Here is a 15,433-nt window from a genome sequence, read left to right as displayed (position 1 = left end):
CGATTGCCATTCGGCAATATCCTTCGTGTTACGGTAAGAGGCTCAAGTATCGTTAGAATGCCGATAGCCGGCTTTCGCAGGCGACGTTCATGCACGATGTAAAGCTCGAACACAACGACGACATGGCGCTCGATCCCGCCGATCCCGCGCTGCTCATGCGCGGCTCGCTCTTCATCGACGGCCACGAGGCGGGCTGCTGGGAAGCGCGGCGCGACGGCACGTGGGCGGCGCATGTGCGGCACGAGCGGGGATGGATCGTCGAGCGAAGCCGGGCTGCGCTCGTCGAACGGCTCGCGCACCTTCATTCAGATAACTAAGCTTATTCATGTACCTGTCGATTTTCGCCGTGGGACTTGGCGGCGGCCTCGGTTCGCTGCTCCGATGGGCGCTCGGGTTGCGCCTGAACGCCATCTTTCCTAACTTGCCGCTCGGCACTTTCACGGCCAATGTCATCGCCGGGTACATCATCGGGGTGGCGGTGGCGTTTTTCGCACGTTTTCCGGATATCTCGGTCGAATGGCGGCTCTTCGTCATCACCGGACTGATGGGCGGGCTGTCCACGTTTTCGACGTTTTCCGCTGAGGTGGTCGCGCATCTTCAGCAGGGGCGGTTCGGCTGGGCGTTCATCGAAATCGCGACGCACGTCGGCGCTTCGCTGCTGATGACCGCGCTCGGAATCGCGACTGTCGCCGCCGCGAGTTGATGCCGCCACACCTTTTGGCGTTTCGCCCGCGCCTGTTTCCTACAATTTCGTCCTGCGTCCCCGACGCTCCACTTCGCTGCGCCTGCAGCGGCTCTACTCTTTGACCGCAAGAAAGAAGGTGAAATACATGTCCGTGTTCCCGCTTATCGAAATCAGACCGTACCGTCCGAGCGATCTCGACGGCATCATCGATCTGTTTCTCCGCGCGGTGCGCGAGACGGCATCGGCCGATTACAACGAAAAGCAGATCGAAGCGTGGGCGCAAGCCGACCCGGACGAATGGGCGCTGGCCCGCGCGAGCCGGCCGACCTGGGTTGCGTTCACGGACGGCCAGCTCGCGGGTTCCGCCGATCTCGAGAAGAACGGACTGATCGACATGATGTTCGTGCACCCGGATCACCAGCGCAAAGGCGTGGCGACGGCGCTGCTCGCGCGCATCGAAGCCGAAGCCGACGAAGCCGGCATCCGTGTGCTGCACACCTATTCCAGCGCGACCGGACGTGAGTTCTTCGAGTACTGCGGCTTCACCATGCTGCTCGCGCGTGCAGTCGTCGTAAGAGGTCAGCGCTTCGTGCAGCTCATCATGGAAAAGGTGTTGTAAAAACACGCTTCATCTGTATAGACAACAGGATGCGTCGTTGGGATTTCATCTCAGTGGAATCCCGTAGTTCCCCTTGTTTCGCCGTTTATGCCCGTTTAGACTGGCGTCTAACTTGTATAGACAGGACGAAACATGATTACGCTGACGCCCGGAAAACTCACGCTGCCGCAACTGCGCCGCATTGCGCGCGGCTCCGACTCGCTGCGCCTCGATCCCGCGAGCTTCGACGCCATCGACGCGAGCGCGCGCGCCGTTGCAGCGATCGCCGCCAAGGGCGATCCCGCCTACGGCATCAACACGGGCTTCGGGCGGCTCGCCAACACGCATATTCCGGCCGATCAACTCGAACTGCTGCAGCGTAATCTCGTGCTGTCGCATGCGGTCGGCGTCGGCGAGCCGATGTCCCGCCCGGTCGTGCGCCTCCTGATGGCGCTCAAGCTGTCGAGTCTCGGGCGCGGTCATTCGGGCATTCGCCGCGAAGTCATCGAGGCGCTCATCACGCTGTTCAACGCCGACGTGCTGCCCATCATCCCGGTCAAGGGCTCGGTCGGCGCATCGGGCGATCTCGCGCCGCTCGCGCATATGTCGACGGTGCTGCTCGGCATCGGCGAAGTGATGGTGCGCGGCGAACGCGCGAGCGCGGTAGACGGCCTTGCAGTCGCCGGACTCAAGCCGCTCACGCTGCAGGCGAAGGAAGGGCTCGCGCTGCTCAACGGCACGCAAGCGTCGGCGGCGCTCGCGCTCTATAACCTCTTCGCAATCGAAGACCTGTTCCGCACGGGGCTCGTGGCGGGTTCCCTATCGGTGGATGCGGCTGCCGGTTCCGTCGTGCCGTTCGATGCGCGCATCCACGAACTGCGCGGACATCGCGGGCAGATGGACGCGGCCGCTGCGTATCGCACGTTGCTGGAAGGCTCGGGCATCAATCTGTCGCACGCGGATTGCGAGAAGGTGCAGGACCCGTACAGCCTGCGCTGCCAGCCGCAAGTGATGGGCGCCTGTCTCGACCAGATGCGCCACGCCGCCGACGTGCTGCTCATCGAAGCGAACGCCGTTTCCGACAATCCGCTCATTTTCCCCGATACGGGCGAGGTGCTTTCGGGCGGCAACTTCCACGCCGAGCCGGTCGCGTTCGCCGCCGACAATCTCGCGCTCGCGGCGGCGGAAATCGGCGCGCTGGCCGAGCGCCGCATCGCGCTGCTGATTGACGCGACGCTCTCCGGCCTGCCGCCGTTCCTCGTGCGCGATGGCGGCGTCAACTCGGGCTTCATGATCGCGCATGTGACGGCGGCGGCGCTGGCATCGGAGAACAAGACGCTCGCGCATCCCGCTTCCGTCGATTCGTTGCCGACCTCCGCGAACCAGGAAGATCACGTTTCAATGGCCACGTTCGCCGCGCGCAAGCTCGGCGATATCGCGAGCAACACGGCCAACATTCTCGCCATCGAACTGCTCGCAGCGGCACAAGGCGTCGATCTGCGCGCGCCGCACCGGACGAGCGAGCGGCTCGACGCCGTGATGAAGACGCTGCGCGCGCGCGTGCCGCACTACGATATCGACCACTACTTCGCGCCCGATATCGCGGCCATCGCGACGCTCGTGCAGGACGGCGAGATCGCGAAGCACAGCCCGTTTTCGTTCGTATCCGAAGCGATGAACGCGGCGGAAACCGGCGCATGAGCACGCCTGCGTATCGCGAGATCAAGGATTACATCCTTGGGCGCATTCACGTCGGCGAATGGAAGGAGGGCGATCAGGTGCCCTCCGAAAACGAGCTGGCGCGGGAATTCAAGGTCGCGCGCATGACGGTGAACCGCGCGCTGCGCGAACTGACGGCCGAGCAGGTGCTGACGCGGGTGCAGGGCGCGGGCACCTTCGTCGCGCAGCCCAAGTACGCGTTGACGCTGGTGGAGATTCGCAGCATTTCCGATGAAATCGTCGCGCGCGGCCATGCGTATCGCGCGGAGGTGCTGCATCTGGGCGCATCCATCGTCGATGAAACGCTCGCCGCCGAAATGCAGCTCGCGCTCGGCAGCCCGGTGTTTCATTCGCGCGTGCTCCACTTCGAGAATGACGAGCCGGTTCAGCTCGAAGAACGCCATGTGAATCCGGCGCTCGCGCCCGAGTACGCGCGGCAGGATTTCACGACGATCACGCCCAATCAGTACCTGATGATCGCCGCGCCGCTGCAGCGTGTGGAGTACCGGATCGAGGCGTCGGTGCCGTCGGCCGGGATTCGTCACGCGCTCGCGATGACCGAGCACGAGCCGTGTCTGCTGCTGCATCGGCGGACGTGGTCGCGCGACACGGTCGCCTCGGTCGCCAATCTCTGGCATCCGGGCGATCGCTATCAGTTCACCGGACACTTCTGACGTGACGATCATTCCCGCCGCTTCGCTCATCGACATGCCGTGGAAAAACGGCGGCGGCGTCACACGCGAGATTGCGGCCAGCCCGCCGGGAGCGTCGCTCGATGCCTTCGCGTGGCGGCTCTCCGTCGCGGATGTATCGGCGGATGGGGCGTTTTCCGCGTTTCCCGGCGTGGACCGCGTGCTCGTGCTGCTCGGCGGCGCGGGCATGCGGCTTACCGAAACGGACGGGCGCGTGCATGCACTGGACCGGCCGCTCGCGATCGCGCGATTCGCAGGCGAAACGCCGATTCACGCGGCCTTGCTTGCCGGACCGACCCGCGACTTCAACGTGATGGTGCGGCGCGATCGGGCGCGGGCGTCGGTGGACGTGCGGCGCGGTGCGGTCTGCGAAACCACGGCCCGGCACGACGTCACGTTCATCCATTGCGTGAGCGGTGGCCTGACCCTGAGAGAGCACGGCGTCACGCTCGACGCCGGCGATACGTTGCGCATCGACCGCACCGCGTCATGCGTCGAAGCCGCGCCGGACAGCGCCTGGCTTCACATCGGCATCGACCTGCTTTGACGGCATCGGAGAGAAGTCACATGAACCTGTTCTTCGCCGACCACGCGCGCCTGCCCGACGGCTGGCGGCGCGACGTGCTCATCGAATGGAACGACGACGGCGCGCTCGTGCGCGTCGAAGCGGACAGCACCGCGCCGGCCGGCGTCGAAAGGGCGAAGGGGCCGGTGCTGCCCGGCATGCCCAATCTGCATTCGCATGCTTTCCAGCGCGCGATGGCGGGCCTGACCGAATATCGCGCGAGCGCCGCCGATACCTTCTGGAGCTGGCGCGACCTGATGTACCGCTTCGCCGCGAAGATCGAGCCGGGCGTGCTCGCGGATATCGCGCACTGGCTCTACATCGAGATGCTGAAGGCCGGTTATACGTCGGTCTGCGAGTTCCATTACGTGCATCACGCGAACGACGGCGGCCCTTACGCGAACCGCGCCGAACTGGCCGAACGCGTCGTCGATTCGGCGGAGCGCGCGGGGATCGGCATCACGATGCTGCCGGTGCTCTACCAATACAGCGGATTCGGCAACGCCGCGCCACGCGACGATCAGCGGCGTTTCATCAACACGCCCGACAGCCTGCTGCACTTGCTCGATACGCTCGCGCAGGCGCGGCCCGAGAACGGCTCGCGGCGTTATGGCGTCGCGCCGCATTCGCTGCGGGCGGTGTCGGGCGAATCGCTGGCGGCGCTGCTCGAAGGGTTCGACGCGCGCTTCGATCGCGGGCCGGTGCATATCCACGTCGCGGAGCAGCTTGCCGAAGTCGATGCGTGCATCGCGCAGACCGGCCAGCGCCCGGTGCAATGGCTGCTCGACCGTTTCGACGTCGATGCGCGCTGGTGCCTCGTGCACGCGACGCATATCGACGCCGCCGAATTGCAGCGCCTCGCCGCGAGCCGTGCCGTCGCGGGCCTGTGCCTGACGACCGAAGCGAACCTCGGCGACGGCGTCTTTCCGGCGCGCGATTATCTCGATGCGGGCGGACGCATCGGCATCGGTTCGGATAGTCACGTGGGCGTCGACTGGCGCTCGGAGTTGCGTCTCTTCGAATACGGCCAGCGTCTATGGCGGCGCGAGCGCAACGTGCTCGCTTCTGCGGAGTCGAGCCGCCCGGCCGACCGTCTGTTCGACGCCGCGCTCGACGGCGGCGCAAGCGCGAGCGGGCGGCGCATCGGCGCGCTCGCGGCCGGCATGCGCGCGGACTGGATCGTGCTGGACGAAGCACATGCGGGCATCGGCGGACATCCATGCGAGAGCTGGCTTTCCAGCGCCGTTTTCTGCGAGCATGGCGAGACGCCCATCCGCGATGTGTTCACGAGCGGCCGCAAGGTGATCGACGCCCGCCGCCACGCCGGCGAAGAGGCGGCGCTCGGGCGTTATCGCGAGGCTGTGCAGACGCTGCTCGCGTGAGCTTCAATGACCGAGACCGCCGACATGGAAACCACCAGAGATTGTTCCATCTACACGCTCAAGCGCGGCACGGCGCCGCTTCTGATCTCGATTCCGCATCGGGGCACGCGCATTCCGGAAGCGCTCGTCGAAGAGATGACGCCGGTCGCGCTCTGCGTCGATGACTGCGACTGGCATCTCGAACGGCTTTATGCCTTCGCACGCGAGATGGGCGCGTCGATCCTGCTGCCGGAATACGCGCGCTACGTCATCGATCTGAATCGCCCGCCCGACGACGCGAACCTCTATCCGGGCCGCGACACGACCGGCCTCTGTCCCGTCGATACCTTCGACAAGGAACCGCTCTATCGGCCCGGGCATGCGCCGTCGCGCGAACAGATCGATGCCCGCCGCGCGTTGTACTGGCAGCCGTATCACGACGCGCTCGCGACCGAACTCGCCGCCCTGCGGGATACGCACGGCCGCGTGCTGCTGTGGGAAGCGCATTCGATCCGCTCGGTCGTGCCGCGCTTCTTCGAGGGCCGCCTGCCCGAGTTCAACTTCGGGACGGCGGATGGCGCGTCGGCGGCGGCGGGGCTGGCCGGGCGGCTGGCGGAAATCGTCGAACGCGACGGTCGATACTCCAGCGTGGCGAACGGACGTTTCAAGGGCGGCTACATTACCCGGCGCTACGGCGATCCTGCGAACGGCATCCACGCGGTTCAACTGGAGCTGACGCAGGCGACGTACATGGAGGAGTCGTCGCCCTATGCCTACGATGAAACCCGCGCGAGCCAGGTCCAGCCGTTGTTGCGCGAATTGCTCGGCGCAGCGACCGACTACGTCGCCGCGCGATGATTCTGGCGCGAACGTGACGGCGGACTGACGCCGGCGCAATGGCCGGTGCTTACAGGTTGCCTTCTCGAACAGCCAGCGCGCTGCTGATTCGCTAGAAAAATCAAGCCCCTGTGCCTTCCATCGATGCGCTAGTGCGTCCCAAGCCCGCGAAGTAGATTGTTGTCGATCCAACAAATATCTTTAGCTGAAATAGGGGTTTCCCCTAGTTCGCTGCCCTCCTAAACTTGCTTTCAACGAAACGAAATCAGACAGCGCTTAAAAAGCTCCCGATTCCGGTTTCGATCTCAAAACAAGACTACTGGAGGTTTCATCATGATCAAGTCCTTTGTTCCGGCTCTCGTCATCGCTTCGGCTCTGGCCGCTCCGACGTTCGCTTTCGCGCAAAACAACGGCGCGCTGACCCGCGAGCAAGTCCGTGCCGAACTCGTTCAACTGGAGAAGGCCGGCTACAACCCGTCGCAAGATCGCGTTTCGTATCCGCAAAATCTGCAGGCTGCGCAGGCGCGCGTGAACGCCGAAGAAGGTGTCGCCGCAACGTCGTACGGTCCGTCGGCGGCCGGCACGGCGCAGTCGGGCTCGCGTTCGGGTGCGACCCTCTCGATGTCGGATCGCAATTCGGTGTACTTCGGCCATTAAGGCGAAGCGCGGTAGTAGTAGAGGTTGGCAGTAGAGGTTGGCGGTAGCAGTGGAAGTGTCGGAAAGCGCCAGTCGTGACGTTCGCGGCTGGCGCTTTTTCATGTGCGCTCGATTCCCGGGGCTTTCACTGCTTTCACACGTCTGCCAGCATAATCCGGCACGCTAACCTTTTGCCCCGCTGGATTGCTGCCGATGCATGTCGTCAAGAAGCTCATCGTATCCGGCGTCGCCGCAACGCTCGGCCTCGCGCTGTCCGCCGCGCGCGCCGCGAATCCCGACGCGCTGTGGGATATCGTCAACGGACAGTGTGTCCCGGCAGCGCGGGGCGCGCCCGTCACGCAACCGTGCGCGGAGGTCGATCTCGCGGGCGGCTATGCCGTGCTGAAGGACATCGTCGGGGTCGCGCAATATCTGCTGATTCCGACGGCGCGCGTGAGTGGCATCGAAAGCCCCGAACTGCTCGCCGCCGACGCCCCGAACTACTGGCGCGATGCCTGGAAAGCCCGCCGTTATGTCAACGACGCATTGCGCCGTCCCTTGCCTCGCGACCGGGTCTCGCTCGCGATCAATTCCGCCAGCGGACGGACGCAAAACCAGTTGCACATTCATATCGATTGCCTCGCGGCGGATGTCGGCGAGGCGCTTCACGAGGCCGGGCCGGGCATCGGCGCGGAGTGGACGCCGCTGCCGATGCGCCTGCGCGGGCATCGCTATCGCGCGATGCGCATTGACGATGCCGATCTCTCGCACACCGATCCGTTCAGGCTGCTCGCAGCGACGCTCGCCCGCGAAGGCCGCGCGATGGGCGATCAGACGCTGCTGCTCGCCGGTGCGTTCCGCCGCGACGGCGCGCCCGCGTTCTATCTGCTCAACGATCAGGTCGGCTTCGGCGACTGGGCGTCGTCGGAAGAGCTTCAGGACCACACCTGCGGATTAGCCGATCGGTCTATCGAAAAACCGTGACGCAGAAGGAAGAATGAGGTGGTGCGGCACGCCGGGTCGCGAACGCAAAAGTTTGTGACACGCATCGCCGCGCGCCTTGTTATTCTTCTTTTTCGTAGTTACGATAAATGCAAATCGACATTCTGTTCGATCCGCTCAAGGACGCGCTGAATCGCAGCCGGCACGGCGTCTCGCTGGAACTGGCGCATCGTATCGACTGGCGCGAAGTCATGTCCGCCGTGGACGATCGGAAAGACTATGGCGAACTCCGCGAGATCGGCTATGCGCCGGTCGAGTCACGGCTCTATTGCGTGGTGTTCACCCAGCGGGGCGCGGCGCTGCGCATCATCAGCGTGCGCCGTGCGAATAATCGTGAGGTAGACAGATATGAACGCAGCATCGAAAAAATTGGCGCGGAACACGCCGGCGGAAGAAGCCGCGATCCAGCGCGGCATCCGGTCCGATCCGGCAACGTTCGTCCCTTCCGACGCCCTGTACGAGACCATGACACGGCGGATCGGCCGTCCGCCGAGTGAATCGCCGAAGGTTCAGCTCACCGTGCGGTATGACGCCGATATCGTCGCGGCGTTTCGCGCGGGCGGCGCGGGCTGGCAGACGCGCATGAACGACGCGTTGCGCGAGTGGCTGCGCGAGCATCCGGTCGCGAGCGGCGGGTGAGCGTCAAACGAATCACTCGCCGATCAGATGCAGCACCAGTTCGCGGTCATGCGGCGACGCCCGATGTTCGAACACGTAGATGCCTTGCCATGTGCCGAGCACCATGCGCCCGGCTTCCACGGGAATCGAAAGCTGCACGTTCGTCAGCGCGGTGCGCAGATGCGCGGGCATGTCGTCGGGGCCTTCCGCAGCGTGGATATAACGGCCCGGCGCTTCCGGCGCGACGGTTTCGAAATAGCGCTCGAGATCGGCGCGCACATCGGGATCGGCATTCTCCTGAATCAGCAGCGATGCCGACGTATGCCGGCAGAAAACCGTCAGCAGACCGGAGCGGATGTCCTGCATGTCGATCCACCGGTCGATATCGCGCGTGACTTCGTGCAGCCCGCGCGAGCGCGTGGCGAGCCTTAGATGATGCATTGCCTGTTTCATTTGGTTTCCGTATCGAGCTGAGTGTTCATGTTGATGTTCTATGCTTTGCCATGGCTGGCTCACGGACGTCACCGATGCGCACATCGCTTTCCAGCAAGTATGCAACGCGCGTGCTCGCTCTTGCGACGCTGATGAGCGCCGCTCACGCCGACGATACGCCCGCCAATCGCGGCAACGATCCCTTCCTCCACGTCTCCAGCGCCATTGTCTCCTGCCCCGCGCCGCGCGGCCCGTTCGAAACCGGGAACGAATGGATCGACGAAGCGCACTACCGCATCGAACGCGGCAATAGCTGCTGGCTGGCGGGCCGCTGCCGTCTGCCGAATAGCTACGCCTATGACAAGGAAATCGCCGAAAGCGTCGCACGCCGCCTGAACGCGCTGAACGCATCGCTGCAATGGCGCGAGAAAACGAGCCTGTGGCTCACCTTGCAGCGCCGCTTCGTTTATATCGACGGCTGCGTGTCGCCCGATTTCGACACGGCGCGCTTCGTCTCCGAACTGGGCGAGACGGCCGATGTCGAGAAAGTCATCGACCGGACGACTGTTCTATCGCCTAAGCTGAAAGCGAGACCGTGAGCGACGCCGGCTGCGGCCGGCGATTGCCGATGACAACGATTTTCGCTGACTGGCTGCTTCTTTTCGTGCGACGCCTCGTGCTGGCGGCCGCGCTCGGCTTCGTCGCGCTGCCGGCCGATGCCGCCGCTCCGGTCGTCGTGATCCCGCTGTCGGGCGCCATCGGCCCGGCGAGCGCGGATTTCGTCGTGCGCTCGCTGTCCCGCGCCGCCGACGAGCACGCGCAACTCGCCGTGCTGCGGATCGACACGCCCGGCGGCCTCGACCTGTCGATGCGCTCGATCATTCAGGCGATGCTCGCGTCGCCCGTGCCGGTGGCTGCGTTCATTGCGCCGAGCGGGGCGCGGGCGGCGAGCGCGGGCACGTACATCGTCTATGCGAGCCATATCGCCGCGATGGCGCCCGGCACGAATCTGGGCGCGGCCACGCCTGTTCAGCTCGGCATGGGCGGCAAGGAGCGGGCGGCGTCATCGCCCGATGAATCGTCCGCCGAAACACGCAAGCAGGTGCAGGACGCCGCCGCGTATATCCGCGGCCTCGCGCAATTGCGGGGCCGCAACGAGCAATGGGCGGAGCGCGCGGTGCGCGAGGCCGTCGCGCTGTCGGCGAACGAGGCGCTCGCGCAGAAAGTCATCGACGTGACCGCGACGGACACGCCCGATCTGCTCGCGAAACTCGACGGCCGCCACGTCCGCACGGCGCTCGGCGAACGCACGCTCGCGACGCGCGCGGCGCCCGTCATCGTCCTTCAGCCGGACTGGCGCAGCCGCTTTCTCGCGGCGATCACCGATCCGAGCGTCGCGCTGATCCTGATGATGATCGGCATGTACGGGCTGTTCTTCGAGTTCGCCAATCCGGGATTCGTGCTGCCGGGCGTCGCGGGCGCGATCTGCCTGCTCGTCGGACTGTTCGCGTTGCAGCTTCTGCCGATCAGCTACGTCGGCCTGGGCCTGATCCTGCTCGGCACCGGCTGTCTGATCGCGGAAATGTTCCTGCCGACGTTCGGTGCGCTCGGCATCGGCGGAATCGTCGCGTTCGCGATCGGCGCGCTGATGCTGATCGATACCGACGTGCCCGGCTTCGGCATTCCGGTGAGCGTCGTGCTTGCGCTCGCGGCGACCACGGCGCTCTTCGTGTTCGCGGTGTCGGGCGCCGCGTTGAAGGCGCGCAAGCGCCCCGTCGTGAGCGGCGGCGAGGCGATGCTGGGCAGCATCGGCGTGATGCTGGAGTCGAACGGCGACAGCGGATGGGCTCGCGTGCACGGCGAACGCTGGCGCGTGCAGACAACAGAGGCGCGCGGCTTGCCCGGCGCGGGCGAGCGAGTGCGGGTCGTCGCGCGCGACGGTCTCACGCTCACCGTCGAGCCGCTCGAAGATCAACGTCAGCAGGCAGCTTGAGAGGCTAGAAACATGGGGCTTACCTTCGGCTTTAGCGGCATCGTGATTGCGCTCGTCGTGTTCATCCTGGCGTCGGCGGTGCGGATTTTTCGGGAGTACGAGCGCGGCGTCGTGTTCATGCTCGGGCGCTTCTGGAAGGTGAAGGGACCGGGGCTCGTGCTGATCATTCCGGTCGTGCAGCAAGTCGTTCGCATGGACCTGCGCACCGTCGTGTTCGACGTGCCGCCGCAGGACGTCATCACACGCGACAACGTGTCTGTGAAGGTGAACGCCGTCGTGTACTTTCGCGTCGTCGATCCGGAGAAGGCCGTGATTCAGGTCGCGCGCTTTCTGGATGCGACGAGCCAGCTGTCGCAGACCACGCTGCGCGCGATTCTCGGCAAGCATGAACTCGACGAACTCCTGTCCGAGCGCGAGCGCCTCAACAGCGACATTCAGCGCGTGCTGGATGCGCAGACCGATGCGTGGGGCATCAAGGTATCGAACGTCGAGATCAAGGACGTGGACATCAACGAGACGATGATTCGCGCGATCGCCCGTCAGGCCGAAGCCGAACGCGAGCGTCGCGCGAAGATCATTCATGCGGAAGGCGAGTTGCAGGCGTCCGAGAAACTGCTGCAGGCGGCGCAGATGCTTGCGCAGGCGCCGCAAGCGATGCAGTTGCGCTATCTGCAGACGCTCACGACGATTGCCGGTGACAAGAACTCGACGATCGTGTTTCCGGTCCCGGTGGATCTCGTGAGCGCGATCGTCGAGCGGTTCTCGAAGAGCTAGACGAGCGCCGGAAAATCCACCGTCGTGTCGTTCACCCGGTTCACCAGGTTCGTGAAGTTGATGACGCTCATCGCGAACAGCGCGTCGATGACCTGCGCCTCCGAATAGCCGGCTTCGCGCACATCTCCGAGCACGCGGGCATCGACCGTACCGCGTGAATCGGCGACTTGCCGCACGAAGCGCACGAGGGCGTCGCGCTTCGCGTTGCCGGTCGCTTCGCCCGCGCGAATCTGCTGCGTTTCCAGTTGCGTCAGGCCGGCCATCTTGCCGACGACCGTATGCGCCGCTGCACAGTAATCGCAACCCGCCAGTTCACTGATGGCGAGCTTGATCGCTTCGGCATCCGCCTTGTCGAGACTGCTCTTCGCGAGCACGGCATCGTTGGCGAGCGCCGCGCCCAGTGCGCCGGGGCTGTGCGTGCCGATCGTCGCGTACGCGTTCGGCACGCGGCCGGCGGCCTTCCTGATGGCGGCGAAAAGCTCCGCAGTCTTGCCGCTGGCTTCGTTGACGTTGACCTGAGAAAGACGTGACATGGTGTGCTCCTGGTTTCGTTGATCGCCATCTGCATGGCATGGCTCAACTGTAGGGGCGCACCGCATCGACGTGAATGCGCGCGCGTCTCATAGACACGCGCGATCGTCTCAAAGCTACTTCACGCTCTCCAGCACCTTCCGCACGGTCCCGAAGATGTGTTCGATCTGATCATCCTCGACGATGAGCGGCGGCGAGAACGCGAGGATGTCGCCGGTATAGCGCACGAGCACGCCCGCCTCGAAGCACTTGACGAACACCTCGTAGGCGCGTGCGCCCGGCGCGCCATCGCGCGATTCGAGCTCGATTCCCGCGACCAGTCCGAGATTGCGAATGTCCTTCACGAAAGGCGCGTCGCGCAGCGCATGCGCCGCGTTTTCGAACTTCTCCGCCTTCGACGCCGCGCGCTCGAAGAGCTTGTCGCGCGAATAGAGATCGAGCGTGGCGATGGCCGCCGCGGTCGCCGCCGGATGCGCGGAGTACGTGTAGCCGTGAAAGAGTTCGATGGCGTTCGCCGCGCCGGCATCGACGATCGCGTCGTGCACGCGGCGATGCGCCGCGACCGCGCCCATCGGAATCGTCGCGTTGTTGATCGCCTTGGCCATCGTGATGATGTCGGGCGTCACGCCAAAGTACGCGCTCGCCGTGGCCTTGCCGAGACGGCCGAAACCGGTGATGACTTCATCGAAGATCAGCAGGATGCCGTGTTTCGTGCAAATGTCGCGCAGCTTCTGCAGATAGCCCTTCGGCGGAATCAGCACGCCGGTGGAACCGGCGACGGGTTCGACGATCACGGCCGCAATCGTCGATGCATCGTGCAGCGCGACGATGCGCTCGAGTTCGTCCGCGAGGTGTTCGCCCCACGCAGGCTGGCCCTTCGAAAACGCGTTGTGGGCGAGATCGTGCGTATGCGGCAGATGATCGACCGACGGCAACAGCGCGCCCGAGAACGTCTTGCGATTCGGCGCAATGCCGCCCACCGAAATGCCGCCGAAGCCCACGCCGTGATAGCCGCGCTCGCGCCCGATGAACCGCGTGCGCTGTCCTTCGCCGCGCGCGCGATGGTAGGCAATCGCGATCTTCAGCGCGGTATCGACGGACTCGGAACCCGAATTCGTGAAGAAGATGCGATCCAGCCCTTCCGGCATCAGCGCGGCAACCTTCGACGCCGCCTCGAACGCGAGCGGATGGCCCATCTGGAACGTCGGCGCGAAGTCGAGCGTGGCGAGCGCCTTCTGCACGGCATCGACGATCTCGTCCCGGCAATGTCCCGCGTTCACACACCAGAGCCCCGCGCAGCCGTCGAGCACTTCCCGGCCATCGGTCGAGCGGTAGTACATGCCTTTTGCGCTCTCGAGAAGGCGCGGCGCGGCCTTGAACTGGCGGTTGGCGGTGAAGGGCATCCAGAACGACGACAGATCGTCGATGACAGGGCGAGCATTCATAACGGGTCTCCAGGAAGAACGGTCACTCTAGTCGCGGAAAAAATGGTGCGGCATAGACAGTTCTTCTACTGCCCTGCCGACTGTGCTGGCAAAATGCGGCAAACTGTGCTGGCCGGTAGCGGCCGATCGATCCCATGATAGAACTGAAGCTGGAGCGCGGCTCGCGGCAGGCGCCGACGCTCGTCGAACAAATCGTGCGCGCGTTTTCGTCCGCGATCGAAGCGGAAACACTGCGCGCGGGCGCGTTATTGCCGTCGGTGCGGCGTCTCGCCGGGCAGCACGGCTTGAGCACGTTCACGGTGACGGAAGCCTATGGCCGGCTCGTGTCGATGGGGCTCGTCACCGCCCGGCACGGATCGGGCTATCGCGTGGCCCTGCGCGATCATGCCGAACGTGCGCGCCCGGTCGAGTGGCAGCCGCCGAGCCTCACCGCGACATGGCTGCTCTCCGATGTCTTCGCCGATCATTCGGTGCCGATCAAATCCGGCTGCGGCTGGCTGCCGAACGAATGGGTCAACGAAAGCGGCCTGCAACATGCGTTGCGCGCGACGAGCCGCGTGCCGGCGGCGCGCATCGCGGATTACGGGCATCCGTACGGTTTCGCGCCGCTGCGCGAACGCATTGCCGAGCAACTGGATCGTCACGGCTTGCCGGTCGATGCCGCATCCAACGTGCTTCTTACGACCGGCGCGACGCAGGCGCTCGATCTGATCGTGCGTACCTTGCTGCGCCCCGGCGACGCCGTGGTGGTCGAAGATCCCGGCTACTGCAATCTGCTGCAGATTCTCCGGCTCGCCGGACTCGACGTGCATGGCGTGCCGCGTACCGTCGCGGGCATCGATACGGACGTGTTCGAGCGCATTGTCGTCGAGCATCGGCCGAAGGCTGTCTTCCTCAATACCACGCTGCAGAATCCGACGGGCGCGACGTTCAGCATGGCATCGGCGTTCCGCCTGATGCAGATCGCGGAGCGTCATGGCCTGTGGGTCGTCGAGGACGACGTGAACCGCGAGCTCGCGCCACCCGGCGCGCCGGTGCTCGCGGCGATGGAAGGACTCAATCGCGTGTTGTATGTCGGCGGCTTCGCAAAGACCATCACGCCTTCGCTGCGCTGCGGCTATATCGTCGCCGAGCGCGACGTGCTGCGCGAACTGGCGCGCACGAAGATGGCCGTGGGCCTGACGTCCTCGGAGGCGACGGAGCGTATCGTCGAGAAAGTGCTGACGGAAGGTCGTTATGCGCGCCACGTCGAGTTCGTCGCCGACAAGCTCAAGGACGCGCACGCGCTCGTCGAAGAGCGCATGGATGCGCTGGGCGTGACCTTGTTCCGTCGTCCGCGCGCAGGTCTTTTCCTATGGGCGGCCTTACCGATCGATCCGTCCGAGGCAGGCGCGGTCGCGACGCGCGCGCTCGAGCACGGCATCTGGCTCGCGCCCGGTTCGTATTTCCGGCCGGGCGATGCGCCGAGTGCGTGCTTTCGCTTCAACGTCCCTTATTCGGTCAACGACGCGCTCTGGAATTTCTTAGGCGAATTGCTTTAACCGT

General features: G+C 65.0%; 19 protein-coding genes. 16 read left to right on the top strand and 3 right to left on the bottom strand.

Going from position 1 to position 15,433, the window contains the following annotated elements:
- The first annotated feature begins 89 nt into the window (after positions 1-89).
- The 12 genes from P9255_RS07725 (at position 90) to P9255_RS07670 (ending at position 8,734) form a co-directional block, all read left to right on the top strand.
- Positions 90-317: a hypothetical protein gene (locus P9255_RS07725; RefSeq protein WP_309766424.1), complete on the top strand. Its 228-nt coding sequence runs from the start codon at positions 90-92 to the stop codon at positions 315-317.
- Positions 318-325: 8 nt separating this feature from the next.
- Positions 326-703, top strand: a complete 378-nt coding sequence (gene crcB / locus P9255_RS07720; protein ID WP_309766422.1) for a fluoride efflux transporter CrcB — start codon at positions 326-328, stop codon at positions 701-703.
- Positions 704-830: 127 nt separating this feature from the next.
- Entirely contained in the window at positions 831-1,304 is a 474-nt protein-coding gene (locus P9255_RS07715; RefSeq protein ID WP_309789317.1) for a GNAT family N-acetyltransferase, read from the top strand.
- Positions 1,305-1,436: 132 nt separating this feature from the next.
- The gene (hutH, locus tag P9255_RS07710) at positions 1,437-2,984 is read left to right on the top strand and encodes a histidine ammonia-lyase (RefSeq protein WP_309789316.1); all 1,548 of its coding nucleotides are present in this window, start codon (positions 1,437-1,439) and stop codon (positions 2,982-2,984) included.
- A complete protein-coding gene (gene hutC, locus P9255_RS07705) occupies positions 2,981-3,676 on the top strand; it encodes a histidine utilization repressor (RefSeq protein ID WP_309789315.1) in 696 nt (231 codons plus the stop codon). The genes hutH and hutC overlap by 4 nt, the downstream gene beginning before the upstream one ends.
- 34 nt (positions 3,677-3,710) lie before the next feature.
- Positions 3,711-4,241: a HutD family protein gene (locus P9255_RS07700; RefSeq protein WP_309766823.1), complete on the top strand. Its 531-nt coding sequence runs from the start codon at positions 3,711-3,713 to the stop codon at positions 4,239-4,241.
- Between the two features lie 20 nt (positions 4,242-4,261).
- The gene (locus tag P9255_RS07695) at positions 4,262-5,641 is read left to right on the top strand and encodes a formimidoylglutamate deiminase (RefSeq protein ID WP_309789314.1); all 1,380 of its coding nucleotides are present in this window, start codon (positions 4,262-4,264) and stop codon (positions 5,639-5,641) included.
- A 24-nt stretch (positions 5,642-5,665) separates the two neighbouring features.
- Positions 5,666-6,478 carry an N-formylglutamate deformylase gene (hutG, locus tag P9255_RS07690; RefSeq protein ID WP_309766412.1) on the top strand — a complete coding sequence of 271 codons (813 nt, stop codon included), beginning with the start codon at positions 5,666-5,668 and terminating at the stop codon, positions 6,476-6,478.
- A 315-nt stretch (positions 6,479-6,793) separates the two neighbouring features.
- Positions 6,794-7,114 (top strand): DUF4148 domain-containing protein, encoded by a 321-nt coding sequence (locus P9255_RS07685; RefSeq protein WP_309766822.1) that lies wholly within the window; start codon positions 6,794-6,796, stop codon positions 7,112-7,114.
- Between the two features lie 192 nt (positions 7,115-7,306).
- A complete protein-coding gene (locus P9255_RS07680) occupies positions 7,307-8,077 on the top strand; it encodes a CDP-diacylglycerol diphosphatase (RefSeq protein ID WP_309789313.1) in 771 nt (256 codons plus the stop codon).
- A gap of 107 nt (positions 8,078-8,184) precedes the next feature.
- Positions 8,185-8,592, top strand: a complete 408-nt coding sequence (locus P9255_RS07675; RefSeq protein ID WP_309766410.1) for a BrnT family toxin — start codon at positions 8,185-8,187, stop codon at positions 8,590-8,592.
- Positions 8,498-8,734 (top strand): BrnA antitoxin family protein, encoded by a 237-nt coding sequence (locus P9255_RS07670; RefSeq protein WP_309766820.1) that lies wholly within the window; start codon positions 8,498-8,500, stop codon positions 8,732-8,734. Before P9255_RS07675 ends, P9255_RS07670 begins: the two co-directional genes overlap by 95 nt.
- Positions 8,735-8,746: 12 nt before the next feature.
- Here P9255_RS07670 and P9255_RS07665 read toward each other — a convergent pair whose 3' ends face one another.
- Positions 8,747-9,166, bottom strand: a complete 420-nt coding sequence (locus tag P9255_RS07665) for a secondary thiamine-phosphate synthase enzyme YjbQ (protein WP_309766408.1) — start codon at positions 9,164-9,166, stop codon at positions 8,747-8,749.
- 74 nt (positions 9,167-9,240) lie between these two features.
- Between P9255_RS07665 and P9255_RS07660 the strand changes: the two genes are divergently transcribed.
- From P9255_RS07660 to P9255_RS07650, 3 genes are read left to right on the top strand one after another with little or no spacing between them, the layout of a single operon-like run.
- The gene (locus P9255_RS07660; protein ID WP_309766406.1) at positions 9,241-9,744 is read left to right on the top strand and encodes a BON domain-containing protein; all 504 of its coding nucleotides are present in this window, start codon (positions 9,241-9,243) and stop codon (positions 9,742-9,744) included.
- A 29-nt stretch (positions 9,745-9,773) separates the two neighbouring features.
- Complete coding sequence (locus tag P9255_RS07655; RefSeq protein WP_309766404.1) at positions 9,774-11,138, top strand: nodulation protein NfeD; 1,365 nt, start codon at positions 9,774-9,776, stop codon at positions 11,136-11,138.
- 12 nt (positions 11,139-11,150) lie between these two features.
- Positions 11,151-11,912: a slipin family protein gene (locus tag P9255_RS07650; RefSeq protein WP_309766403.1), complete on the top strand. Its 762-nt coding sequence runs from the start codon at positions 11,151-11,153 to the stop codon at positions 11,910-11,912.
- On the opposite strand, the gene P9255_RS07645 is transcribed toward P9255_RS07650, so the two are convergent.
- The gene (locus tag P9255_RS07645) at positions 11,909-12,445 is read right to left on the bottom strand and encodes a carboxymuconolactone decarboxylase family protein (RefSeq protein ID WP_309766402.1); all 537 of its coding nucleotides are present in this window, start codon (positions 12,443-12,445) and stop codon (positions 11,909-11,911) included. The genes P9255_RS07650 and P9255_RS07645 overlap by 4 nt on opposite strands.
- 114 nt (positions 12,446-12,559) lie before the next feature.
- Complete coding sequence (locus P9255_RS07640; RefSeq protein WP_309789311.1) at positions 12,560-13,888, bottom strand: aspartate aminotransferase family protein; 1,329 nt, start codon at positions 13,886-13,888, stop codon at positions 12,560-12,562.
- Between the two features lie 134 nt (positions 13,889-14,022).
- Here P9255_RS07640 and P9255_RS07635 point away from each other — a divergent pair, with 134 nt between their 5' ends.
- Positions 14,023-15,429 (top strand): PLP-dependent aminotransferase family protein, encoded by a 1,407-nt coding sequence (locus P9255_RS07635; protein ID WP_309789310.1) that lies wholly within the window; start codon positions 14,023-14,025, stop codon positions 15,427-15,429.
- The last annotated feature ends 4 nt before the right edge of the window (positions 15,430-15,433 follow it).

Origin of the sequence: Caballeronia sp. LZ019, from assembly GCF_031450825.1 — a bacterium.
GTDB lineage: Bacteria > Pseudomonadota > Gammaproteobacteria > Burkholderiales > Burkholderiaceae > Caballeronia.
This window is presented reverse-complemented; position numbering and strand designations above follow the sequence as displayed.